Source organism: Schlesneria sphaerica (assembly GCF_044336245.1).
GTDB lineage: Bacteria > Planctomycetota > Planctomycetia > Planctomycetales > Planctomycetaceae > Schlesneria > Schlesneria sphaerica.
The window spans coordinates 7062375-7084207 of record NZ_CP172346.1 but is presented as its reverse complement, the minus strand read 5'-3'; the positions used below and the strand labels follow the sequence as shown (position 1 = coordinate 7084207).

Genomic DNA, 21833 nt, shown 5'->3' with positions numbered 1-21833 from the left:
TACACGAATATCACTCCCGCCAGCACGAAACACGCCCCCGGTACCGCGGACTCTGCCGGTGGAACGGACTCACGGAACGAAGATGTCGGAAACGGCTGTCAGTATCGGAGCGGTCACGTATCTGAACTCAAAACCGCTGGTGGAAGGATTGGCAGAACTTCTGCCCGACACCAGGATCCACCTCGATTTTCCCAGCCGTTTATCGGACTATCTCGATTCGGGCTGCCTCGACGTAGCCCTGGTTCCCAGTATCGAATATTTTCGCGGGGGTGACTACGAGATCCTCTCGGATGCCTGTGTGGCCGCCCATGGTCCCGTGTTAAGTGTGAAGCTGTATACACGCGTCCCGTGGGGAGAGATTAAGTCCCTGGCTCTCGACGAGGGCTCCCGGACCAGTGCGACGCTTGCCCGGATCATGCTGGCGGAACGACACGGCGTTCTGCCTAAGCTTGAACCGCTGCCGCTGAATCATCAGACGCAAGACACGACAGCGGATGCCATCCTGCTGATCGGTGATCGTGCCATCCTTCCTCCGAATGAACCCTTCCTCAATACGTGGGATCTCGGCGAAGAATGGCTGGCCTGGACTGGTCTTCCTTTTGTGTTCGCCATGTGGCTGTCAAATCGCCGCCAGCAGCTTCCGGCCGGGGATGTCGACAAGATCCAGCAAGCGCTTTGTCAATCACGTGACTGGGGTGTTGAACGGTTACGCGAGATTGCAGAACGCGAAGCACAGGCGCTGGGACTGACATTTCCGACGACCTTCAATTACCTTTCAGAGAATCTGCACTTTCACTTGGGGAATGCAGAGCGATGTGGATTGCAGACGTTCTACGAACTAGCCACCGGACTGGGGCTGGCACCAAAAGGTGCAAAGCTCCGTTTTCGAAGCTGAATGCGATTCCCTGGTCAGAACGGGGAAATGGCGGCGACTGTAGACGGGTAACAAGATTGCGGGACGGGAATTCCCGATCGCGGAAGCGTCCGGGTATCGAGAACCACGCAAAGGCAGAATGAGTTGAGCGTCTCGCGCACAGGAAACCACGTGCGGGAGAGGGATTAAACCCATCCGGGCGAAAGACCGCCCTTGATCGAGACGACCAGACCGCAAGTCAGAAACTTTATCGCGGAAGAAAGGGATCATGTGTCAGCTGAAGTAAATCGATTGCTTGAGAAGGCCGTGGCGGGGCAACGACTCACACCCGAGGAAGGGCTGAAACTTCTCGAGTCACATGACCTGGTCGCGATCGGTGAAGCAGCGAATCAGGTGACGCGACGCCGGCATCCAGAGCCCTTCCGCACTTTCAATATCGACCGCAACATCAATTACACCAATGTTTGCTCGGCGGTCTGCGACTTCTGTGCATTCTTCCGGAAACCCAAGAGCCCTGAAGGCTACGTTCTCGACAAAGAAACCATCTTCAAGAAGATCGAAGAAACTGTCGCTCTGGGGGGGGACCAAATCCTGATGCAGGGGGGGATGAACCCCGACTTGCCGCTGGAATGGTATGAAGATCTGTTGCGGTCGCTCAAAGAGCGATTCCCCCAGGTCAATCTGCACTGCTTTTCCCCTCCTGAAATTCACGCAATCCACAAACTGACACGCCTCCCGGTCAAAACCGTGCTGGAGCGACTGAAGGCGGCTGGATTGGGAAGTCTGCCCGGAGGTGGGGGCGAAATCCTGGTCGATCGAGTTCGTAAGGCCATGACGCGCGGTAAATGCCTGACCGACGACTGGCTGAACGTCTGTCGTGAATGGCATCTGCTGGGAGGCAAGGGGTCGGCCACGATGATGTTTGGACACATCGAGACATTGGCGGAACGGATCGAACACCTTGAGCGACTGCGACAACTTCAGGACGAAACCGGCGGCTTCACCGCCTTCATCTGCTGGACATTCCAGCCGGACAACACGGAAATGGCTCACATTTCACCCGTGGGTTCGTATGAGTACCTCAAGACTCAAGCCGTCGCGCGGTTGTACCTGGACAACTTCCCGAACATCCAGTCATCCTGGGTGACCCAGGGCGAAAAAATTGGTGGGCTGGCCCTTCATTTCGGGGCGAACGATATGGGTTCGCTGATGATCGAAGAAAACGTGGTTGCCGAAGCGGGAACAGTGCACCACCTGACCCTGGAAACGATCAAGCGCCTGATTCGCGATGCGGGATATATCCCTCGCCAGCGAAATGTTTACTACCAGTACATCGATGAAGAACCGGCCGCCGTCGCGAACAAAACCTCAGAACTGCTTCCAGTCCTGAGGTAAAACACACAGGCGACTCACAGGTTCTTTGCGAGCGGCATCTCGGATATGATGTGGTCCGGATACCTGACAAAGAACCTGCCTCGAGAAGCCTCATGCAATCTCAATATACCGTCCTCGCACGTCGATTCCGGCCCCAGACCTTTACTGAAGTCGTTGGGCAGGAACGAGTTGCTCAGACACTGCGCAACGCCATCCAGGAAGGTCGGGTTGCCCACGCCTACCTGTTTACAGGCGCTCGCGGCGTCGGCAAGACGTCTATGGCCCGCATTTTTGCGAAGGCCCTGAACTGTCCTTTCCTTAAAGACGGCGTCCCCTGCAATGAGTGCGAGCAGTGCCGTGGGATTTCGGTGGGACAGGACGTCGATGTTTCTGAAATCGACGGCGCGTCAAACCGCGGGATCGATGACATTCGGTCGCTGCGCGCCAATGTGAACGTCAAGTCGATGAGATCGAAGTACAAAGTGTACATCATCGACGAAGTCCACATGCTGACCAAAGAAGCCTTCAACGCGTTGCTGAAGACGCTGGAAGAGCCGCCTCCGATGGTCAAGTTCGTCTTCTGTACGACAGAGGCGAACAAAGTCCCGGACACCATCCTGTCGCGTTGTCAGCGTTTCGACTTCGGAACGATTTCTACCGATAATATCACGATGCGCTTGCGACAACTGGCCGAGGCGGAAGGCTTTCAGGTTGATGAAGCGGCATTGGAACTAGTCGCCCGCCGAGCTGCAGGATCGATGCGAGACAGCCAGTCTCTGTTCGATCAACTGCTGGCTTTCGGATCAGAACATATCACCAGCGCGGATGTGCATCGCCTGCTGGGGACGGCACCTGACGATCGTCTGACGGGCCTGGTTGATGCGTTGATTGAGCGACGGCAGGACGAAGTCCTGATCCGACTTGAGCATTCTGTGAAGGAAGGGGTGCAGCTCGAGGCGTTTACAGACCAGTTAGTGGCCTACTTCCGCGATCTGATGGTGGCCGCTTGCGGCGCCGCAGAAGTTCCCCTCTTGAGTGTCGGGGATGACAGCCGCGAAACGATCAACCGGCAGGCCAGTGCCTGGGGACTTCAGACGATTGCCGCCGCAATGCAGATCCTGGCAGAGGCCAAGGCACGGATGCAGCGAGTCTCATACGGACGCGCGCTGGCGGAACTGGCGCTCGTTCGCATCTCGTTTCTGGCCGACCTGGACCGACTGGACACTTTGATTGCGCAGCTCAAGGGAGGGCAGGGGGTTCCCCTTCCGCCAAGGACGACTAGAATTACTGCTGAACGCCCTGCCAGTCCTCCCGATCGGCCTCTTCTTCCGCCTGGCCCAAAATCAACCAATATTGGTCCCGCGGAAAAAAAAAATGACTTGAACCCGCCCAAGGTGGAGAGTCAGCCACCAGCGGTGGCAGAAGTTACAACGGATGAAGCCGTACAGACGCCTGCGGTCCTCGAACTTAAATCCGGTTGTGAAAAAGAGTTGCAATCATTGATCGCGGACCGTATGAATGATATTGTCGGTGCATCGGTCCGGCGAATCCCATCAATAGCAATTATTGGGCCAAACACATTGGAGTTTTGCGTCCCAATCAACTATGATTTGGATCGGAAAGCGTTAGACCGACCTGACACAGTCAATCGGCTTGAGGCCATTGTTGCAGAATTAGTTGGTCAAAAGGTCCGGATTCTGTTCCGGACAGGCGAAGCAGTGCAAACCGCAGCCAAACCAACTGCTGCAGTCGCGGCCGTGAGTCGAAACCAGGTGATTGACGAGCCAGAAGACCCATATATCCAGCAAATCACAGAAGTCTTCGGGGTCAAAAGCTGGAGCGTCAAAGAGTTGGTTGCGGAAGCTACAGACGAACGAACTGAGGATGCACCGGAGTAAGAACAATGTTCAAGGAACTTGGCCAGATCGCTTCGCTGATGAAGCAAGCGCAAGGAATGCAGGGCAAGATCGCCGAGACCAAAGAGCGATTGGCGAATCTGCAGTGCGACGGTGAGGCGGGGGCGGGGATGGTTCGCGTCACTGTCGCCGGCACGATGCGACTGATCGAATGTAAAATTGATCCCAGCCTGTTTAAGTCGGGTGATGAAGAGATGGTCGAAGACCTGATCGTTGCCGCGGCCAATCAGGCTTTTGAGAAGCTCATGCAGAAGCAGGCGGAAGAGATGAGCGCCATCACCAGCGGAATCAATCTGCCAGGAATGGGCGACGCGTTCTCCGGTATGGGATTTGGCAAGTAACCGGGTGGTCGCGTGACGTCGAAGGAGTGTGATTGAATGGCCAGAGGTGAGGAGCAGGCACGACATCCCTATGGTTCTGCCGTCGGGAATCTGATCGAGCGACTTGCGACCCTGCCAGGTATCGGGCGCAAATCAGCAGAACGTCTTGCGAATTATTTGCTCGACTGCGGTGAAGAGGAAGCCAATGCGCTCGCCGAAGCCATCCGTCAGGTCAAATTGATGGTTCGTCCCTGTCGCATCTGCTTCAACCTGACTGAGGGTGACACATGCGCCATTTGCAATGATCCACGACGCGACCAGCACACCGTTTGCGTGGTGGAGCAGCCACGCGATCTGCTCGCTCTGGAAGCAGCCTCGATCTTCCATGGGGTGTATCACGTTTTGGGAGGTCGACTCGCCCCACTCAATGGAATCGGGCCTGATGACCTCAACATCGCCGCACTCGTGAAACGTGTCCGGCAGGGGGGGGTCACCGAGATCTTGATGGCAACCAACCCGACACTCGAAGGGGATGGAACCGCGTTATACATCTCGAATCTGCTCGCGAATGACCCGGTCAAAATTACGAGGCTCGCCCGAGGAATTGCCTCGGGCAGCGTGCTGGAGTTCGCCAACCGAGAGATGCTGGCGGACGCCATTCGGGGCAGACAGTCATTCTAGAACGAATTCGCTGACAGGGTTTTTCAGGGCATGCTTTGAAGGAGGTTCGACAAAAATTGAAATGACAAACGCCCTAGAAACGCAGACAGCCCTATCCGAAAGCACGACGTCGGGAAGGCGGAAGTCGCAACAATGACCCTGAATCCACGCGATTCTCAAGTCATCCTGTCGTTGACTGCCGCTGCCCCGCAGACACTCTGCCAATCGATTGAGATCACAAAATGCAGTTGAACTTCTCACATCAGATGAAGATGAGCCAGCAAATGAAGCTGGCTCCTCGCATGATTCAGTCGATGGAAATCCTCCAATTGCCGACCATGGAATTGGATGAGCGCATCGAGCAGGAACTGGCTGAAAATCCCTGCCTGGAGATGCGGGCGGCCGATCGCGACGCGCCCGATCTACAGCACAATATTGCCGAGGCACGGGAAGAAGCATCTGAAAAGAACATTGCAGAACAGGAACTTCAGGTCGACACGGCTCATAACAACGAAGCCGACTTCGAACGACTGCTCGAAATGTCGCAGGAGTGGCCTGAAGACAACTACACGTCGGGCAGCAAACCTTCGTCCAACCGCATGGAAGAGGATGGCGACCGACAACATGACATGATTTCCAATGTCGCGGAAAAGCCGCAATCGCTGCATGAGTACCTGCTCGAGCAGTTCGGCTTTTTCAGTGTCCCGGCGGAAATACGCGATTTCGGTCAGTTTCTAATACAAAATCTGGATCCCAATGGCCGACTTCCCAGCAGCCTGCCCGACCTGATTCAAACGTATGGGAAGTCCATCGCCGATGTCGACGCACAGGCCGCATTGCAATTGGTCCAGCGACTCGACCCTCTCGGATGTGGTGCCCGTGACGCGAAGGAATGTCTCCTTCTTCAGCTCCGCGACGATATGCCCTACCGAGATGTCCTCGCCACTCTGATCGGCTCACACCTTGAGGACGTGGCTCAGAATCGCCTGCCTCTGATCGAACGCCGAACCGGCTATTCAATTGAAACGATCAAAGCCGCAATTGAAGAGTTGCGGCACATGAATCCCTTTCCAGGACGAGGTTTTGAAGCTCGGCCCGCTCAAGCCGTGACGCCCGACGTGTTTGTTGAACAGAACGGCGACAACAAGTGGGTTGTTCGCGTGCTCGACGAGTACACTCCCCGCCTGCGAATCAGCAAGCATTACCAGCAGATCCTTAGAGACGGCACCGACCAGAAGACCAAAGAATACATTAAGCGAAAAATCGACTCGGCCAAATGGCTGATCGAAAGCATCGAGCAACGACACAACACGCTCAAGCGGGTCGCGCAATCCATTGTCGATAAACAGACCGCATTTCTCGAATATGGTCCCGAAGCGATCGTCCCGTTGAAAATGCAGGAAATTGCAGACGTCGTCAAAGTCCACGTGACCACGGTCTCTCGCGCAGTCGACGACAAGTGGATCCAGACACCTCGTGGACTTTACCCGCTCAAGAAATTCTTCGGCGGGGGGACGGTTACGGAGAGCGGCGAGGAAGTTGCCTGGGACATCATTCGCATCAAGCTCAAAGAAATTGTCGACAACGAAGATAAAAACGATCCACTGAGCGACGATGCACTGGTGGATGAGCTGGCAAAGTTTGGTTACACCCTGGCACGTCGAACCGTCACCAAGTACCGCAAAGCACTTGATATTCCTTCTTCACGTCAGCGTCGCGCGTACTGAATTGTACAGGCACTCGAACATCCCGGACGGCCTGAAGTACGAATGCCATACCGTGGGGCAGGGGAGCGTTCGCTTCCCGCAGAGCGGCGGTGCTGGGGTTTGGAGTGCGAATCGAACGTCTCTGTTTCAGTCCCTGTTGAGGGGCGCGCGACCCATCATCACATCGGGCTGAGAAGACAGCGGCCGGGAAAACGGTTCAGCAACTCCCCTTTAACGAAGCGTGTCTGGCTCTGCTGACGACGCGGTAGCGCTTCCGCACGATCAGGCAGCGCTACTGTCGACCGTGAAATCACGACCGTGTTATGACTGAGCGGGCGCCGCTACGACCACTGGCCGGCGAGTGCTGAGAACCAGGATGGCGAGGCCGGTGACAACCATCACGGACGCCGTGAGAATCCACTTCGCTGGTAGATGTTCCTGCGTCTCCGTACCGATACCCAGGGCAGTCAGCTCTCGGGTAAATGAGGACAATGACAGAAGCAGGCCATTATGTAGTGTGTGCAGCAGCATTCCGGGGTACGTGCTTCCCGTCCGCACACAGATCCAGGCCAGGATCAGTCCCAGAAAACAGGTGGGTACAAATCTTTCAAACATCAGTGAGTTCATCGCGATCACGTGAAACAGACCGAACAGACAACTCGAAAGTAAGACCGCCAGCACTGTCGACATTCCGGTGCGGAGGGCTGTCAGCAGGTAACCTCGAAAAAACAACTCTTCACAAATCGCCGGCACTAGAGCGGTGGTGACAAGTTTGACGGGGAGGGGAACTGCATCCAGAGCAGCCTTAATTTGCTGGAAGAGTTCGTGCATCGCCTGGAACTGATCCGGTGCAATCGTCTGTAACTCGAGTTCGTAGGCAAAGGGCCACAGCGACAGTCCAAGCAAAGCGGTGGCCACGTAGGTAGCGGCGGGGGCCCCCTTCAAACGGAAGCCTCGCCGCCAGTCGACGCCGGTCCAGCGTGCCAGCAGCAGCGGCCCGATTGCGAACAAGGCAATTGTCAGGACGGCGTTCCCAATCAAGCGGCCTTCAATCCACTGAACGAACAGTCGGCCGGGAATCCCTTTGAGAATCAAAAATGCAGGAAACATGACCGCCAGACAGAACATTGCTTGTGACAGTGACGCCGCTGGTCGGCGAGTGCGCGGTCGGCGGATCAGGTCTGCCCAATTCCCTTCGCTACCGTACAAGACTGCGTCCGTACCAAAAATTCTCGCTGCCGCGGCCAGCGCAACAGCTGAATAGAGGACGGTCGACAACAGGGTCGTCAACACCCAGATCGATTGAACCCGACCATCAAAAATGTCCCGCGCCAGAATCACGATGTTGACCAGGGGTGTGACTGACGTCCAGCCTGTCATCTCCATTCCAGGCAACAGACACAGAACGCCCGGAGCCAGCGAAACCAGCATGACAGGGATCAGATAGGCCTGCGCTTCTTTAAAACTGCGAGCAAAGCTAGTCAGAATCAGAATGACGGACGCAAAGAAGCCGGCGAAGACCACCAGAAGTCCTAATATCAGCACGAGCATCCGCAGAGTAATTCCACCGCTGCCAAACAGCAGTTGCTCCATCCCCCCCGCATAGGCTGTGATGACCATGGAAACCAGGTTCGCCACGGCCGTCAGCAACGCGACTGTCAGCACAGCAATGAACTTGGCAAACAGCAGTTCGTGCCTGGGGACAGGAGCAGAGATGAGAGCTTCCATTGTCCCTCGCTCACGTTCCCCTGCGGTCAGATCGATCGCGGGATACACCGCCCCCGTGACCGTCATCAGGATCAGGATCAGTGGAATCAACGTCGCGATGGAAAACGGCGCCGCTGACTCTTCCGTAGCAATCGGTTTGAGCGATGTCGTAACCGGGAGTTTCAGCGGCGGATTCTGCTCGCGGAGTCGCTTCAGCACCAGCATCTCATTCGCCAGGTGCATCCGTTCTTCCAGTATCCGCCGCGCATCGAGGCTGTAGGGAGATTCTGCCCGGTAACTTAGCTCAAATTTCCAGGGGCCCTCGTCCCCCCCTTCCTTCAGGCGGACCCCGACATCGGCGGTTCGGTCTGCAACCAATGCATTGACGTCCACAGTCGCCGACTTGTCATTAGACACCATGAATTGCCAGATGGGATCATCGATCGTTCCCGCCGGACGACGATTCAGTGGCACAACTTCGCCGGACTGCTCCGATTGCAGCATTTCCGATTCGTCGAACAGTCTACGGAAGATGCGGGCGTCTTTTTCGGCCGCGAATGCGACTCGGTATTCGGTGGCATTTTTCTTCGCGGCCTGTGTGAACAACAGCTTCTGGAACGTCACCCCCAAGAGGGGATAGATCAGCAGGGGCATGCCGACCAACGTGATAATGGTGCGCCGATCGCGCAGGATTTCCCTCAGTTCCTTCTGCGCCATTCGCCACCAGCGCAGCGACGAGGTCGACTCCGGTGCTCGTGACCTCCGAGACTCAACGGTCATTGCGGGTTTCCTCGTTCAGTCCGGTCCCGATCTGATCGGGCTGCTTCATCAGTTTCAGAAACATCTCGTACAAGCTCACACTGCCAGTCGCCGCCTGAAGTTCAGGGAAGGTTCCTTCGTACCGCATCGAACCCCGATGAAGCAGTCCCATCCGATCACAGATTTGCGACGCTTCATCCAGCCGATGGGTGGAAATGACGACTGCTTTCCCCTGTGCACGAAGATGGCCGATGTACTCGAAGATGATATGAGTCCCGACGACATCCAGACCGCGGGTCGGTTCGTCCAACAACATGATCGGGGGGTCGTGCATCAATGCACGAGCGAGCGTGACGCGTTGCTTCTGCCCGGTACTGAGTGTGGAACAACGCTGGTCCAGAAAGCGGCGAAGATCCAGCAGGTCGGCCAGCGACTCAAGTCGATCACGTGCAAAACGTGGTTCCACACTGTAGAGATCGGCAAAGAACAGCAGCATTTCCCGGGGCGTCAGCCACTGGTAGAGCCCTGCACTTGCGGAGACAAGTCCGATACGGCGTTTCACTTCATCCGGATACTGTGTCACGCGGAAGCCGTCAACGATCGCATCGCCGCCAGTAGGCTGAAGCAGTCCCAGAATCATGCGAAGCGTGGTCGTTTTTCCCGCTCCGTTCGGCCCCAGTAAACCGTAGACCTCACCCGCCCGAACTTCAAACGACAACCGATCAACGGCAGTCAAAGTCTTGCCGCTGGAATGGAATTGGCGAGTCAATTGATTGACGGTAATCATCGGCTGTCCGCAGAAGAGATGGCGGGGAACGCAAGATCATACCGCGAGATGGAAGCCTAAGCGAACGTCCAAAACAGTCGAATATTGAAGATTGTCTGTTTGGGAATGCGGTCTGCGCAGATTCTGCTCGTCTGTTCCGCATGGACGCAGCGAGTTCCTTCCCAGAGCCGGCAGAAAGCAGGGGTACGACGAAGTTTGAATCTGCAGTGACAAAATGTCTACCTGTACTCGTACCGGCACCAGCCAATTGCGAAGAGCCCGGTGTCTCTCCCTGCAACATCGCCCAGTCAGGTCCTCCGCACTCTGATAATATAAGGACAAACCTTTTCCCGCGGGGTGACGTCCCTGGGGGATACCTCTGCGAAAGCGGGGGCGCGAATCAATCAAAATATTCTGATCTACGCTGGCACAGGCGCTTTCAAATCGGTTTGATGCACGTCTAGAATTGATCCCGATTTGCCATTCGCCTGCACTAGATTTCGCTCGAAGGTTGCCAGAGCATGATGACTCACGTTCGTCGGTTGATTCTCGTTGTGCCACTTCTGATGGGGATGGACGTCTGTCTCGCACAAGAGGCTGCCTCCCGACTTGCCTCTCAAGCCGTCGTTCATTTTACATTCGAAGAAACGAGCGGAGCTGCTGAGGATCGGGCAACCGTGGGGCATGGGCACGACCAGGGATCGGTGATGAACGAGCCCGTCCGTGTCCCCAGTCCCTTCTGGAATCAGCAGGGGAAGAAGGCGCTGCAACTCGACGCTGCACGGCAGCAGTTCATCGAAATCGCCGACAGCCCTGACGTCGATGCTCCCGTCGGTATTACTGTCTCGATGTTTTTCGTGAATCTGACCGATGCCGCCGAACCGAACTATCATGGCTTGTTCGCAAAACGAGGCACAGCGGACGGTCAGTTTTCGACAAACTATGGCATTAACTTCCAGATGCCCGCCGACAATTTCCAGGTGTACATCCACGATGGCACGGATTATCGGGTTGCCAGCTACAGTTCGAAAGCGGCGGTACCGATCCGCAAGCTGACCTACATCACCGCCACGTATACGGCAGGAGATGCCCCGGGTGAAGACGCCGACACCGATGCGGATGACGTTCGAATCCAGTATTTCGTCAACGGACAGCCACTGGTCCCCAAAGGGGTCTCCCGCGGGATTGTCATTGGTCATGAAGCATGGACGCTGGACGTCAATCTCGCAGGATTACTCAGCAGTCTGCCTCTGACGATTGGTCGAAGCGAAGTCCATGGTGAGTACACAAGCGGTGTCATCGGTGACGTCCGCATCTTCCCCCGCGCGCTGTCGCCAGAGGAAGTCAAACAACTGTTCGTCGAAGTGGCGGGGAATAACGTCGATGAGCTTATCGCCGCTGATCGTCCTGCTCCCGCCGCGTTGCCGGCGATTAAGAGCCTTTCGCAACCGGGCCTCGAAATTGGTCACACAACACAGCTGATCGTTGAAGGAAGCAATCTGGGGCCTGCACCGGGCGTGGCATTTCCTTTACCGGAAGTTCGTTTTGACATCGCGAAAGAATCGACGCCCGAGCGACTGGTTCTGAATGTGACTGTCCCTTCCAAGACGGTTCCGGGGTTGTATCCACTCTGGGTGAAATCCCAAGTGGGAATGAGTTCCTCAACAGTACTCGCCCTTGATCGGCTTCCCCAGGTTCCGTTAGCGAGTTCCATCGATCAGCCAGCGACATTGCCCGCGGCGTTCTTTGGAACGCTCTCGGGTGGGCAGCAGCAGACGGTGTACTTCGCCGGTAAAACTGGGGAACGGATCGTCGCCGATGTGGAATTGAAGCGGTTGGGGGGAGCCGCCAATCCCGTTCTCGAATTGAAGTCACCCAAAGGTGCTCCGCTCACAATCGGCTGGGGACAAAGCCCACTCCGTCGTGACGCACGGATCGAGTACACGTTAACGGCGGATGGCATCTATTCCATCGAGCTGCACGATTTGGCCTTCAATGCTCCCGGTTCAAGCGTTTTTCGGCTGAAAGTAGGTGACTTGAAACTCGTAGACGGTCTCCTCCCTGCCGCTGGTTCTCTCGGCAAAATGGAAGTGGAGCCCATCGGTCCTGGTTTTAGCAATTCAGTTCGAGTACGGGGTGAGCTGACTGCACCCGCAGAAAGCAGATTTGGACTCTTCTCGATTGACTCTGATTTATTGTTCTGCGGAAGCCTCCCCGCGATGGGATTGAGTCAGGGGACCGAATATGCCGAACCTCAAAGTTCTTCGGGTGATCCGCTGCCTCCCATCGCTGTCGACTTCACTCAGACAGACCACCCTTCCGTAGGAATTAGCGGCCGGGTGGCACAGAAGCGAGAGATGGATCGTTTCACGCTCAATGTGATTCCCGGTCAGAAACTCCGATTTACCTTACTGACCGACACACTCGGCTCCACTTTGCAGGGAGAGATGAGCATTGTCGACGGTGCCGGCGGTAATCTGCTGGCTCAGACAAGTGATCAGCCCACGAGCGGAGACCTGATTCTGGATTACTCGATTCCGCAGGGAACCAATCAAATCCAGCTCAGGATTCGAGACCTGTTCGGGAGAGGTGACCCGCGGGCATTCTATCGAGTGGTCATTGAACCAGCCGACCTGCCTCGGTTTTCTCTTCAATTGAACACTCCCACCGTCAACATCCCCGAAGACGGCTCGGCCATCATCGAATTGCAGGTTAATCGCGCTGGGTACTTGGGGCCTATCCAGCTCAGCGCCGTTGGAGACGATTCCGTCACGATCTCGCCCAGTCAGATCGTTGCCAACCACCAGGGGAAGATGCTGCTGCGACTTGTGCGAAGCGGGTCGCGACAAACTGCACACCCATCCCTCCTGAGAATCGTCGGTGAATCAGTTGACCTGTCGCCGCCGATTCGCCGGACGGCAACACTCCAGACCGGTTCGCTGGCACCAGCATTCGCAGACACTTTGGCAGTCGCAACCACACCAGCATCAGGACTGTCTGTTGAACTTCAACACCTGCCGAAGGTCTTGTATCGAGGAACGACCATCGATCTTCCGGTCAAAGTCCAGCGAAGCCGCGAGCACGCAACAGCAACGCTGCCCGTCCGGCTGTCACTCGACTCGACGGAACCAGCCCGCAGACGCGATCCCAATAACCCTGCTGCGGGAACATTCCCACAAGTCTCGATCGCACCCGCATTTCTGGACTCCAGCGACGACCAGACCGTGGTACTGAAGTTATCCGTACCAATGGATGCGGTGGAACCGGCCATCAACTTTACCGTTCGAGCAGAAGCCACACCTCACGCCTACTCAGACAGGGTTACCGCAACCGCGTTCTCCCAAACATTTCTTGCAGAAATACAAACGGGTGTCGCTCCCAAAGTCGACGAAGCGACTCTTTCCGTCGTGGGGGAAACAGATCATCGAATCACCGGAGTCCTTCAGCGAGCAGCCGGCTTCACCATGCCCGTCGAAGTCGCCCTTGGTGGACTTCCTGCCGGTTACACGGCACAGACGGCCAATGTGCCCGGGAATGAAGAGACGTTTTCGGTCGTCGTTCGGGGGCCGAAAGTGACTAATCAGACCGATCTTCCCAACGTCAAACTTCGCGTGACTACTGCAGGCAACCTCATAGTCCCCGAAATCCCTGTCAACCTGCAGGCGGTCCCCTAGACGAAGAATCGACGCCGCAGGACGATACTGGGATGGGTTCATCCGAATCCAGAAAGTCTTCCCTTTAGAACGAACCTGCCGGACTACAGCGAAATGAGGACACGAAATGAATCGAGGCCGCACCGCACTGTGACCCCTAAACCGCAGTGGGACTTACAGCATCCGCAGGAAACATTAATTCTGGTCATTGTCAGCGTTCTCGACGTGGTAATGACGTACCACCTGCTGACCCGGGGAGATGGCGGGTTCGTCGAGTCCAATCCGTTCGCGGGCTACTTCCTCGATCGGTGGGGCCTCAAGGGGATGGCCTATTTCAAGGCCGCGATGACACTACTGGTCTGTGTGATCACCCAATTCGTCGCTCGACACAACTCGAAGCTCGCCCGACAGGTGCTTGAAGTGGCGACGTTCATTGTCGGTCTGGTAGTGATCTACAGTGTCTGGCTTCATTTTCGACATCGGACCATTCCGATCGAAATCGACACTGAAGTCGCTTTCTTCGTCGTTCGGCAGTGGGCCTGAAAAAATCATGACGTGATCGAGGCAAGTCGGCCAAGACTTGTCTACGATGTGCCTTGGTCCAACATCGGATTTCCCCCTTTGAATTACTCCCCAGTCCATTTCGATCCGAATCAGGAGTCGCTTCGATGAACCGTCGTCTTGCCAGTGCTTCCCTTTTTCTCGCCTGTATCGTTTCTGCAGTCCCGGCGATTGCCCAGGAGGCAAACCGTCCTAAGCCATTGAAGGCCCTGTTGGTGACCGGTGGCTGCTGCCACGATTATGCGGGCCAGAAAGACCTGCTCAAGAAAGGAATCGAGGCCCGAGCCAATGTGGAAGTGACTCAAATTCATACTGATGACACGAGCACCAAAGCCCGTTTCGACCTGTATGACAATAAAGACTGGTCCAAGGGTTACGATGTGGTCCTGCACGACGAGTGCTCGTCTGACGTGACCGAACCTGAGTATGTCGAGAATATTCTGCGAGCTCATCGAAATGGATTGCCCGCCGTTAACCTGCACTGTGCCATGCACAGCTACCGGCTGCCCGGAAAGGATGACTGGTTCCAGTTCGTCGGAATTCAGTCGTCAGGCCACGGCCCCCAAAAGCCAATCGAAGTGACTTTCGTCGAACGCGACCATCCGATCACAGTGACACTGCAAAACTGGACCACAATTAACGAGGAGCTCTACAACAACCTGAAACTGTTCCCCACGGCCAAGCCACTGGCCCGTGGACGTCAGGACATCGGCACCAAGGTGGACGACTATGTCGTTGTCTGGACGAATCAGTACGGGAAGGGCCGCGTTTTCAGCACAACACTGGGTCACAATTCTGAGACGGTCGGTGACGATCGATATCTCGATCTCGTCACACGAGGCTTGCTGTGGTCCTGCGACAAGCTCAATCCCGAATACCTGCAGCCACTGGTCACGGTGAAGAAGAAATAGGCGAAGCAGGATTTTACCAGGGTCCACAGGCGTTCGACTTTGCGCGCCTGTGGACTCACTTTCCGGATGTCAATCCAGTTGATTCCGCACACTGCGAGTCGCAAATTTGCTGTAACTCATTTCACAATCGACCATAACAATCACGTCACCACGACTCGCGATCGGTGAACAACAGTCCCATCAGCTGCCACCGATCTCTGGAATCGTCGTCTCGCTCCGGTGGCACAAATGTTGTCCGCAAGGCTATTCTTCACAGAATATTAACGACGATCCTGTAGCCTCTCGAAGCAGTTAGGTTTGAAAATAGGGGCGGGTTCGACGACATTTCCGCTCACCAGAGTGTTTGCGTATGGAGAAGTCAGGATGAAATATTGTCAGATGAGCTCGCGAGTGATCATGACGGCGACCCTGGTCGTTGCGATGGGTCTATTCGCCGGATGTGAAATCAAGAAGGGTTCATCGACGGGTGACACCAACGATTCCGCTTCCTCCGCAGGGGGAACTGATTCCGTGACGAGCGCCGGTGATGTGAAACCAGCGACGATCAGCGCTGAAGGATCGAGCACCGTCTACCCGATCTGCCAGGCCTTTGCCGTCGAGTTCGAAAAGAAAGCAACTGGAAATGCCGTCAGCGTCGGCCGTCAGGGGACCGGCGGCGGATACAAAAAGTTTCTCAACCGACAATCGGATATCTGGAACGCTTCACGGACGATCGCACCAAGCGAAGAAGACGACCTGAAGAAAAAGGGAATTAACTTCATCGAGTTACCCATCGCTATCGATGGCATCGTCATCGCTGTGCACCCCCAGAATGACTGGTGCACGCAATTGACGATTGGTCAACTGAAGCAGGTATGGGAACCCGACAGTCAGATCAAAACGTGGAAAGACCTGAATCCAGACTGGCCCGCCGAACCAATGGTTCTGTTTGGTGCGGATACAGACTCAGGAACGTTTGAGTACTTCACCGAAGAAGTGAATGGGAAAAAGAAGGCCACCAACACTCGATATACGCCCGCCGCAGATGACAATGTGCTGGTTCAGGGCATTTCCAGTAATAAGTATGCACTGGGATATATCCCCTTCGGATACTTTGTCGAGAACACGGATAAACTGACACCTGTCGCACTCTCTGCAACGAAAGAGGCAACTGAGACACCCCTCCCATTCGTCAGCCCATCCGTCGAGACAATTTTGAGTGGTGAGTACACTCCTTTGTCCCGTCCGCTGTACATGTACGTCAGCACTGAATCGCTGAAGCGCCCGGAAGTGGCCGAGTTTCTGCGATTCGCATTGTCCGAAGAATCACAGCCACTGATTGAAAAACGAGGCTTTGTCCGACTACAGGATTCTGCTCGTCAAAAATCGATCGAAACGCTGGAGAATGCGCTGAAAGAAGTTTCAGCGGGGAAGTAGCAGAACGGTTCTTCCCAACCGAGAGTGTTGATCATGCTGACGCATGATCAACACTCAATTGATCTGGAGATTTTCAAGGTGTCCGGCTCGCAAGAGGAAAAGCCCGTGTCCAATGGTGGACCGACTCGACAAGTAAGAATCACGTCATTGCGACGCCAGTTTTCGTTGAGGCACGCCCGAGAGCAACTCATTCAATTGGCATTGTTCTGCTGCGCATTACTGTCAATTCTGACAACGCTCAGCATCATCTACGTACTGGTATCACAGTCTCTGTTTGCCATCCCCCCCGATACCGCGTTCTTTCAGGACGTGAGTTTTCGGGAATTCTTCACCGAAACGCGGTGGACGCCACAGTATGCGGAAGAGCAGCGTCACTACGGAATTATTCCACTCGTCTGCGGGACACTGTTGATCACGGGAATCTCTGCCGTGATCGGTCTGCCCATGGGGCTGATGATTGCCATCTACCTCAGCGAGTACGCTTCCCCCGCCTCACGTCGATGGGTCAAGCCCGCCCTGGAAATCCTGGCAGGTGTCCCCACAGTGGTCTATGGATACTTCGCTCTCCGATTTCTCACCCCGATTGTCATAACACCCCTATTCCATGATCTATTGGGATTGTCGGTACTGGGTAAGAATGCCCTTGCGGGTGGAATCGTCGTTGGCCTGATGATCATTCCGATGGTGGCGTCACTCAGCGAAGATGTGATGCGATCGGTTCCAGATAGTCTGAGAGAATCCGGGTACGCACTGGGAGCAACAAAATTCGACGTCAGTGCGAAGATCGTCGTGCCCGCAGCCCTTTCAGGGATATTCGCCGCCTTTCTCCTCGCACTCTCGCGCAGTATTGGCGAAACGATGGCTGTCACCATCGCCTCCGCAGGATTCGCGAATCTGACATTGAATCCCTTAAATCAGATCCAAACCATGACGTCGTTCATTGTCGATGTCATGACTGGCGAAGTTGTGACGGGTTCGACCTTGGAGAAAAGTCTTTATGCTGTCGCATTAATGCTGTTTATCATCACGATGCTCATGAATCTGATTTCTCAGTGGGTCCTCTCGCGTTATCGGGAGGTCTACCAATGAGTCTGCGAAATGACTCGTACGAGCGTCTGCTGAACCGTCGGCACACCGTTGGTTTCATGTTTGAATGGCTCTGTCGTCTCGCCACTCTGGCGGCACTGTCGTTCCTGCTCGTGTTGATCGGGTCAATTCTGGTAACGGCGTTCAGCCCGGGACGAGGCAAGGGCCTTGCTCCGGTGACTCCCCAAACCAAGGCTCCGTTCACCGAGTCAGCGCCCGAATTAGTCTTCAAGGTCAGCAATGTTTCTGGTGGCGCATTCGAATTGAAGGACCGTCCGGGTCATCGCGTGACTGCCTTTACCAGTTCAGATCTGCGCAACGGAGTTGTCCAGTTCAATCACGATGGTCGTCGCGCAGCACCTGCATACGACTTAAAGATTTCGACGGCGTCGGATTCCGACACAGATTCCGTCGCCTACACGAAAGTGGGTACTGGGAATTTTCCTGACGACCCCCGGGTTCCTGTTGTTGGTCCACCTCGCTCACCTAAACCGTGGGGCTGGCTCACCTGGAAGTTCCTGACTTCCGGAAATTCTTACGAGCCAACAGAAGCCGGTATCATGGTAGGACTTTGGGGAAGTATCTGGCTGATCTTTCTCACCGCCTGTATGGCAGTCCCGGTCGGCGTCGGCGCAGCGGTGTATCTGGAAGAATATGCAAAGCCCACCATACTGACCCGGTTCATTCAGTTGAACATTTCGAATCTGGCTGGTGTGCCATCGATCGTTTACGGGATCCTGGGGTTTACCGTATTTTCCCGGATGTTCGGCATTTTCGACAAACAAGCGACGTATGTTTCGCTCAAATTGCCCGGAATGAGTTCCATCGACATCACACTGCCGCTGGGACCGGTGCTGTTATCCGGTGCCTGTACGTTAGCGCTGCTGAGCCTTCCCGTTGTGATCATCACTTCACAAGAAGCGCTCCGGGCGATTCCTGCTTCACTGAGACACGCTGCCTACGCACTTGGGGCCACGAAGTGGCAGACCATGTGGCATCAGGTGCTTCCCGCCGCGTTACCAGGGATTCTGACGGGTGTTATCCTTTCCCTGTCGCGCGCGATTGGTGAGGCAGCCCCCCTGGCTGTCATCGGCGTCGCAGCGCAGTTGAGTTACGCCCCGGGGCGAATCACTGGATTAGGGGACGTGCTGCAACACCCCGACAAGTTGATTCGTGCACCGTTTGATCGATTTACCGCCCTGCCAATTCAGGTTTACAGTTGGGTCAATGAGGCGGCCCCCAATTTTGAGCACGTTGCCGCGGCCGGTATTCTGGTCTTGCTGGCAACGCTTCTGTCCATGAACGGAATCGCCATTTTTGTCCGGCAGAGATATCAACGGAAGATTCAATAATTGTAATTCTTAGCTGTAATCCGTCTTCCTTGTTACTCAGACCGCCGCGATCATGAGATCGATTGACCCTAAAAGATGACTAACTTCCATGGCTCTCGTTAAACAATTCACACAGTTTGTCGAACCGGCAGGGAGCCCTGCGGGGGCGGGAACCCAGCCCGTTGACCCTATTCCCAAGATTGAAACACGGGAAATGAGTTTCTTCTATGGGACGAAGCAGGCACTTTACGACATCAATCTGAAGATACAAAGCCGCTCTGTGACGGCATTGATTGGGCCTTCAGGTTGCGGGAAGAGCACGTACCTGCGGTCGCTGAACCGGATGAATGACATCGTGGAAGGGACCCGCGTCACGGGGTCCGTACTGCTTGACGGTGAAGATGTCTACGATCGCGAAGTTGATGTCGTGTCGCTCCGTAAACGCGTCGGCATGGTCTTTCAGAAGTCGACTCCCTTTCCGAAATCCATTTTCGACAACATTGCCTTCGGACCACGAATCGCAGGCCTTACCAAAAAGTCGGAACTGCAGGGAATCGTTGAGCGGTGTCTGAAGCAGGCGGCACTTTGGAACGAAGTCAAAGACCGCCTCAAGGACTCGGCAATGGCTCTATCGGGCGGCCAGCAGCAGCGTCTGTGCATCGCGCGGGCTCTGGCAACAAACCCCGAAGTCCTGTTGATGGATGAACCGGCTTCGGCGCTCGATCCGGCATCCACCGCCCGAATCGAAGATTTAATCTTCGAGCTGAAACAGAATTACACGATCGTGATCGTCACCCATAACATGCAGCAGGCCGCTCGTATCAGTGAAACAACGGCCTTCTTCTGTATGGGACGGCTGGTAGAAGTGGGACCGACCGAACAACTCTTCAGGAATCCGACACAAAAGGAAACAGAAGATTACATCACCGGCCGATTCGGGTGATGAAAGACCCCTTGATGGGGGTTCGTAGAGGTGAAGATGAAAGACCGATTCTGCGGGACGTAGATACCACAAATACTGTCGCATCATTACCGGAAGAGTGGATTCGCGGGCCCCAAATCTCAGGTTTAACAGAGAATTGAGACCGACTGCATAAAATCCAGCGTCAGGGCGAAGTCCGCAAGCAATCCCCGACTTGGCCTGAGACATCGCAAACTACTGCAGTGACTTGAGCATTAATGGCATTCATCGTGTAAACAGGGCCTTACATTGCCGTTCGAAAACGGACCGGCAAACCACCGTCGGTCGGTGAGATAAATCGCGTTTTTCAGTGATGGAGGTAGGAGCCGTGTCGATCCATTTAATTCGAGACCTTGATAATCTCCATCGCATGGTGCTGACGATGTGTGCTCGCGTGGAAGAAATGATCCACTCGGCCGTGGAAGCACTCCATCGCCCAAACTACGAACGTGCGAAACAGATTATGGCTGCCGACGACGAAGTCGACCGAATGGATGTCGCTGTCGAAGAAGAATGCCTGAAGCTGCTCGCCCTCCATCAGCCTGTCGCCATCGATCTCAGGCGGATCACCACTGTCCTCAAAATCGGTGGCGAACTTGAGCGGGTGGCAGACCTGGGTGTGAGTATTGCTGAGAGAGCTTGCGGAATCGCAAGTTGCGCGGAAATCTCTGTACCCGATAATATGAAGCATATGTCGCGGCAGGCGCTCGACATGCTGCACCGCAGCATTGACGCGTATGTGCACCTGGATGTCCGGACGGCACGCGAAGTCTGCCTGCAAGATGAATCGATTGATAATTTGAACAGGGTCATCATTGAAGAACTGAGTCGCCTGATGCAATCGCGACCCGATCTTGTTGAACCGGCCCTGCATATGTTTTCCGCATCTCGCCAGATCGAACGAATCGCTGACCACGCCACGAACATCGCGGAAGACGTGGTCTATCTGGTACAGGGCGAAATCATTCGGCATCGGAATCGATTTTCGACGATTCCTGAGAGGTCCAACAACGATATCACATGAGCAAACAAAAAATTCTGATCATTGAAGACGAACGTGCTCTGCAAGAGGTTCTGTCTTACAACCTCGAGCGTGAGGGGTTTGAAGTCGCGCTGGCCTCGGATGGGCAGGATGGACTTCGTCGTCTTCGTTCTTTTGAGCCTGATCTGGTCCTGCTTGACCTGATGTTACCGGTAATCGATGGTCTGGAAGTCTGTCGACAGTTGCGTGCCGACACAAAGACTCAGGGAATTCGCGTCATCATGCTCACCGCTCGTAGCGAAGAAGTCGACGAAATCGTGGGCTTCAATATGGGCGCGGACGATTACGTCACAAAGCCGTTCAAAGTGAAGCCGTTGATTCACCGTATCAAGGCACTGCTGCGACGAACGGGAACCGACCGGCAGAATCGAGATGTTATTTCGATTCACGGAATTGAAATCGATCGCGTCAATCACACGGCAAAAGCACGCGGTCAACTGTTGGACCTCACTCCCACCGAGTTTCGACTGCTTTGGGCACTCAGCCGTTCAGCCGGTCGTCCGTTCGGACGGAATGAACTGATGGACCACTGCCGGGGCGAAGATGCGAATGCGCTGGAGCGGACGATCGACGTCCACGTCCGGTCGCTCCGTCAAAAACTTCGGGACCTGGGAGACGTCATTGAAACAGTCCGCGGGGTCGGTTATCGCTTCCGCGCCGAGAATGAACCGAGTCCTGCGGCAACGGAATCCAACGAGCCGGCCGAGTAACTCGTTCGGAAGTTCGCTATCGGATCCCCGCAGAGTATCTGACCTAACCAGATCGCCGTGCGTTGTCGGTCGACCAGATC

Annotated in this window: 17 protein-coding genes; 15 read left to right on the top strand and 2 right to left on the bottom strand. The window is 55.2% G+C overall.

Going from position 1 to position 21833, the window contains the following annotated elements; translation table 11 throughout:
- Nucleotides 1-82 precede the first annotated feature (82 nt).
- The 6 genes from ACGY09_RS25335 (at nucleotide 83) to rpoN (ending at nucleotide 6871) form a co-directional block, all read left to right on the top strand.
- Nucleotides 83-895 carry a menaquinone biosynthetic enzyme MqnA/MqnD family protein gene (locus ACGY09_RS25335; RefSeq protein WP_397569941.1) on the top strand — a complete coding sequence of 271 codons (813 nt, stop codon included), beginning with the start codon at nucleotides 83-85 and terminating at the stop codon, nucleotides 893-895.
- A gap of 249 nt (nucleotides 896-1144) precedes the next feature.
- Nucleotides 1145-2269: a cyclic dehypoxanthinyl futalosine synthase gene (gene mqnC, locus ACGY09_RS25330; RefSeq protein ID WP_397569940.1), complete on the top strand. Its 1125-nt coding sequence runs from the start codon at nucleotides 1145-1147 to the stop codon at nucleotides 2267-2269.
- Between the two features lie 92 nt (nucleotides 2270-2361).
- Nucleotides 2362-4146 carry a DNA polymerase III subunit gamma/tau gene (dnaX, locus tag ACGY09_RS25325; protein ID WP_397569939.1) on the top strand — a complete coding sequence of 595 codons (1785 nt, stop codon included), beginning with the start codon at nucleotides 2362-2364 and terminating at the stop codon, nucleotides 4144-4146.
- 5 nt (nucleotides 4147-4151) lie between these two features.
- Entirely contained in the window at nucleotides 4152-4505 is a 354-nt protein-coding gene (locus ACGY09_RS25320) for a YbaB/EbfC family nucleoid-associated protein (protein ID WP_373652187.1), read from the top strand.
- A 36-nt stretch (nucleotides 4506-4541) separates the two neighbouring features.
- A complete protein-coding gene (gene recR / locus ACGY09_RS25315) occupies nucleotides 4542-5165 on the top strand; it encodes a recombination mediator RecR (protein WP_373652188.1) in 624 nt (207 codons plus the stop codon).
- Between the two features lie 221 nt (nucleotides 5166-5386).
- The gene (gene rpoN, locus ACGY09_RS25310; protein ID WP_373652189.1) at nucleotides 5387-6871 is read left to right on the top strand and encodes an RNA polymerase factor sigma-54; all 1485 of its coding nucleotides are present in this window, start codon (nucleotides 5387-5389) and stop codon (nucleotides 6869-6871) included.
- A 300-nt stretch (nucleotides 6872-7171) separates the two neighbouring features.
- Here the strand turns inward: rpoN and ACGY09_RS25305 are convergent, their stop codons facing one another.
- The gene (locus ACGY09_RS25305; RefSeq protein ID WP_373652190.1) at nucleotides 7172-9337 is read right to left on the bottom strand and encodes an ABC transporter permease subunit/CPBP intramembrane protease; all 2166 of its coding nucleotides are present in this window, start codon (nucleotides 9335-9337) and stop codon (nucleotides 7172-7174) included.
- Nucleotides 9327-10103, bottom strand: coding sequence for an ATP-binding cassette domain-containing protein (locus ACGY09_RS25300; RefSeq protein ID WP_373652191.1), 777 nt, complete (start codon nucleotides 10101-10103; stop codon nucleotides 9327-9329). The genes ACGY09_RS25305 and ACGY09_RS25300 overlap by 11 nt, the downstream gene beginning before the upstream one ends.
- A 500-nt stretch (nucleotides 10104-10603) precedes the next feature.
- Between ACGY09_RS25300 and ACGY09_RS25295 the strand changes: the two genes are divergently transcribed.
- From ACGY09_RS25295 to ACGY09_RS25255, 9 genes are all read left to right on the top strand, one after another.
- Complete coding sequence (locus ACGY09_RS25295) at nucleotides 10604-13756, top strand: LamG domain-containing protein (protein ID WP_397569938.1); 3153 nt, start codon at nucleotides 10604-10606, stop codon at nucleotides 13754-13756.
- A 93-nt stretch (nucleotides 13757-13849) separates the two neighbouring features.
- Nucleotides 13850-14278 (top strand): DUF5658 family protein, encoded by a 429-nt coding sequence (locus ACGY09_RS25290; RefSeq protein ID WP_373652193.1) that lies wholly within the window; start codon nucleotides 13850-13852, stop codon nucleotides 14276-14278.
- A 125-nt stretch (nucleotides 14279-14403) separates the two neighbouring features.
- Nucleotides 14404-15207 carry a ThuA domain-containing protein gene (locus tag ACGY09_RS25285; RefSeq protein WP_373652194.1) on the top strand — a complete coding sequence of 268 codons (804 nt, stop codon included), beginning with the start codon at nucleotides 14404-14406 and terminating at the stop codon, nucleotides 15205-15207.
- A gap of 363 nt (nucleotides 15208-15570) precedes the next feature.
- Complete coding sequence (locus ACGY09_RS25280) at nucleotides 15571-16623, top strand: PstS family phosphate ABC transporter substrate-binding protein (protein ID WP_397569937.1); 1053 nt, start codon at nucleotides 15571-15573, stop codon at nucleotides 16621-16623.
- Nucleotides 16624-16656: 33 nt separating this feature from the next.
- Entirely contained in the window at nucleotides 16657-17712 is a 1056-nt protein-coding gene (pstC, locus tag ACGY09_RS25275) for a phosphate ABC transporter permease subunit PstC (RefSeq protein ID WP_373652196.1), read from the top strand.
- Nucleotides 17709-19061: a phosphate ABC transporter permease PstA gene (gene pstA, locus ACGY09_RS25270; RefSeq protein ID WP_397569936.1), complete on the top strand. Its 1353-nt coding sequence runs from the start codon at nucleotides 17709-17711 to the stop codon at nucleotides 19059-19061. The genes pstC and pstA overlap by 4 nt, the downstream gene beginning before the upstream one ends.
- A 178-nt stretch (nucleotides 19062-19239) precedes the next feature.
- The gene (pstB, locus tag ACGY09_RS25265; protein ID WP_373653792.1) at nucleotides 19240-19983 is read left to right on the top strand and encodes a phosphate ABC transporter ATP-binding protein PstB; all 744 of its coding nucleotides are present in this window, start codon (nucleotides 19240-19242) and stop codon (nucleotides 19981-19983) included.
- 346 nt (nucleotides 19984-20329) lie between these two features.
- Complete coding sequence (phoU, locus tag ACGY09_RS25260; RefSeq protein WP_373652198.1) at nucleotides 20330-21025, top strand: phosphate signaling complex protein PhoU; 696 nt, start codon at nucleotides 20330-20332, stop codon at nucleotides 21023-21025.
- On the top strand, nucleotides 21022-21753 hold the full coding sequence (locus ACGY09_RS25255) for a response regulator (RefSeq protein WP_397569935.1): 732 nt from the start codon (nucleotides 21022-21024) through the stop codon (nucleotides 21751-21753). The genes phoU and ACGY09_RS25255 overlap by 4 nt, the downstream gene beginning before the upstream one ends.
- Nucleotides 21754-21833 lie beyond the last annotated feature (80 nt).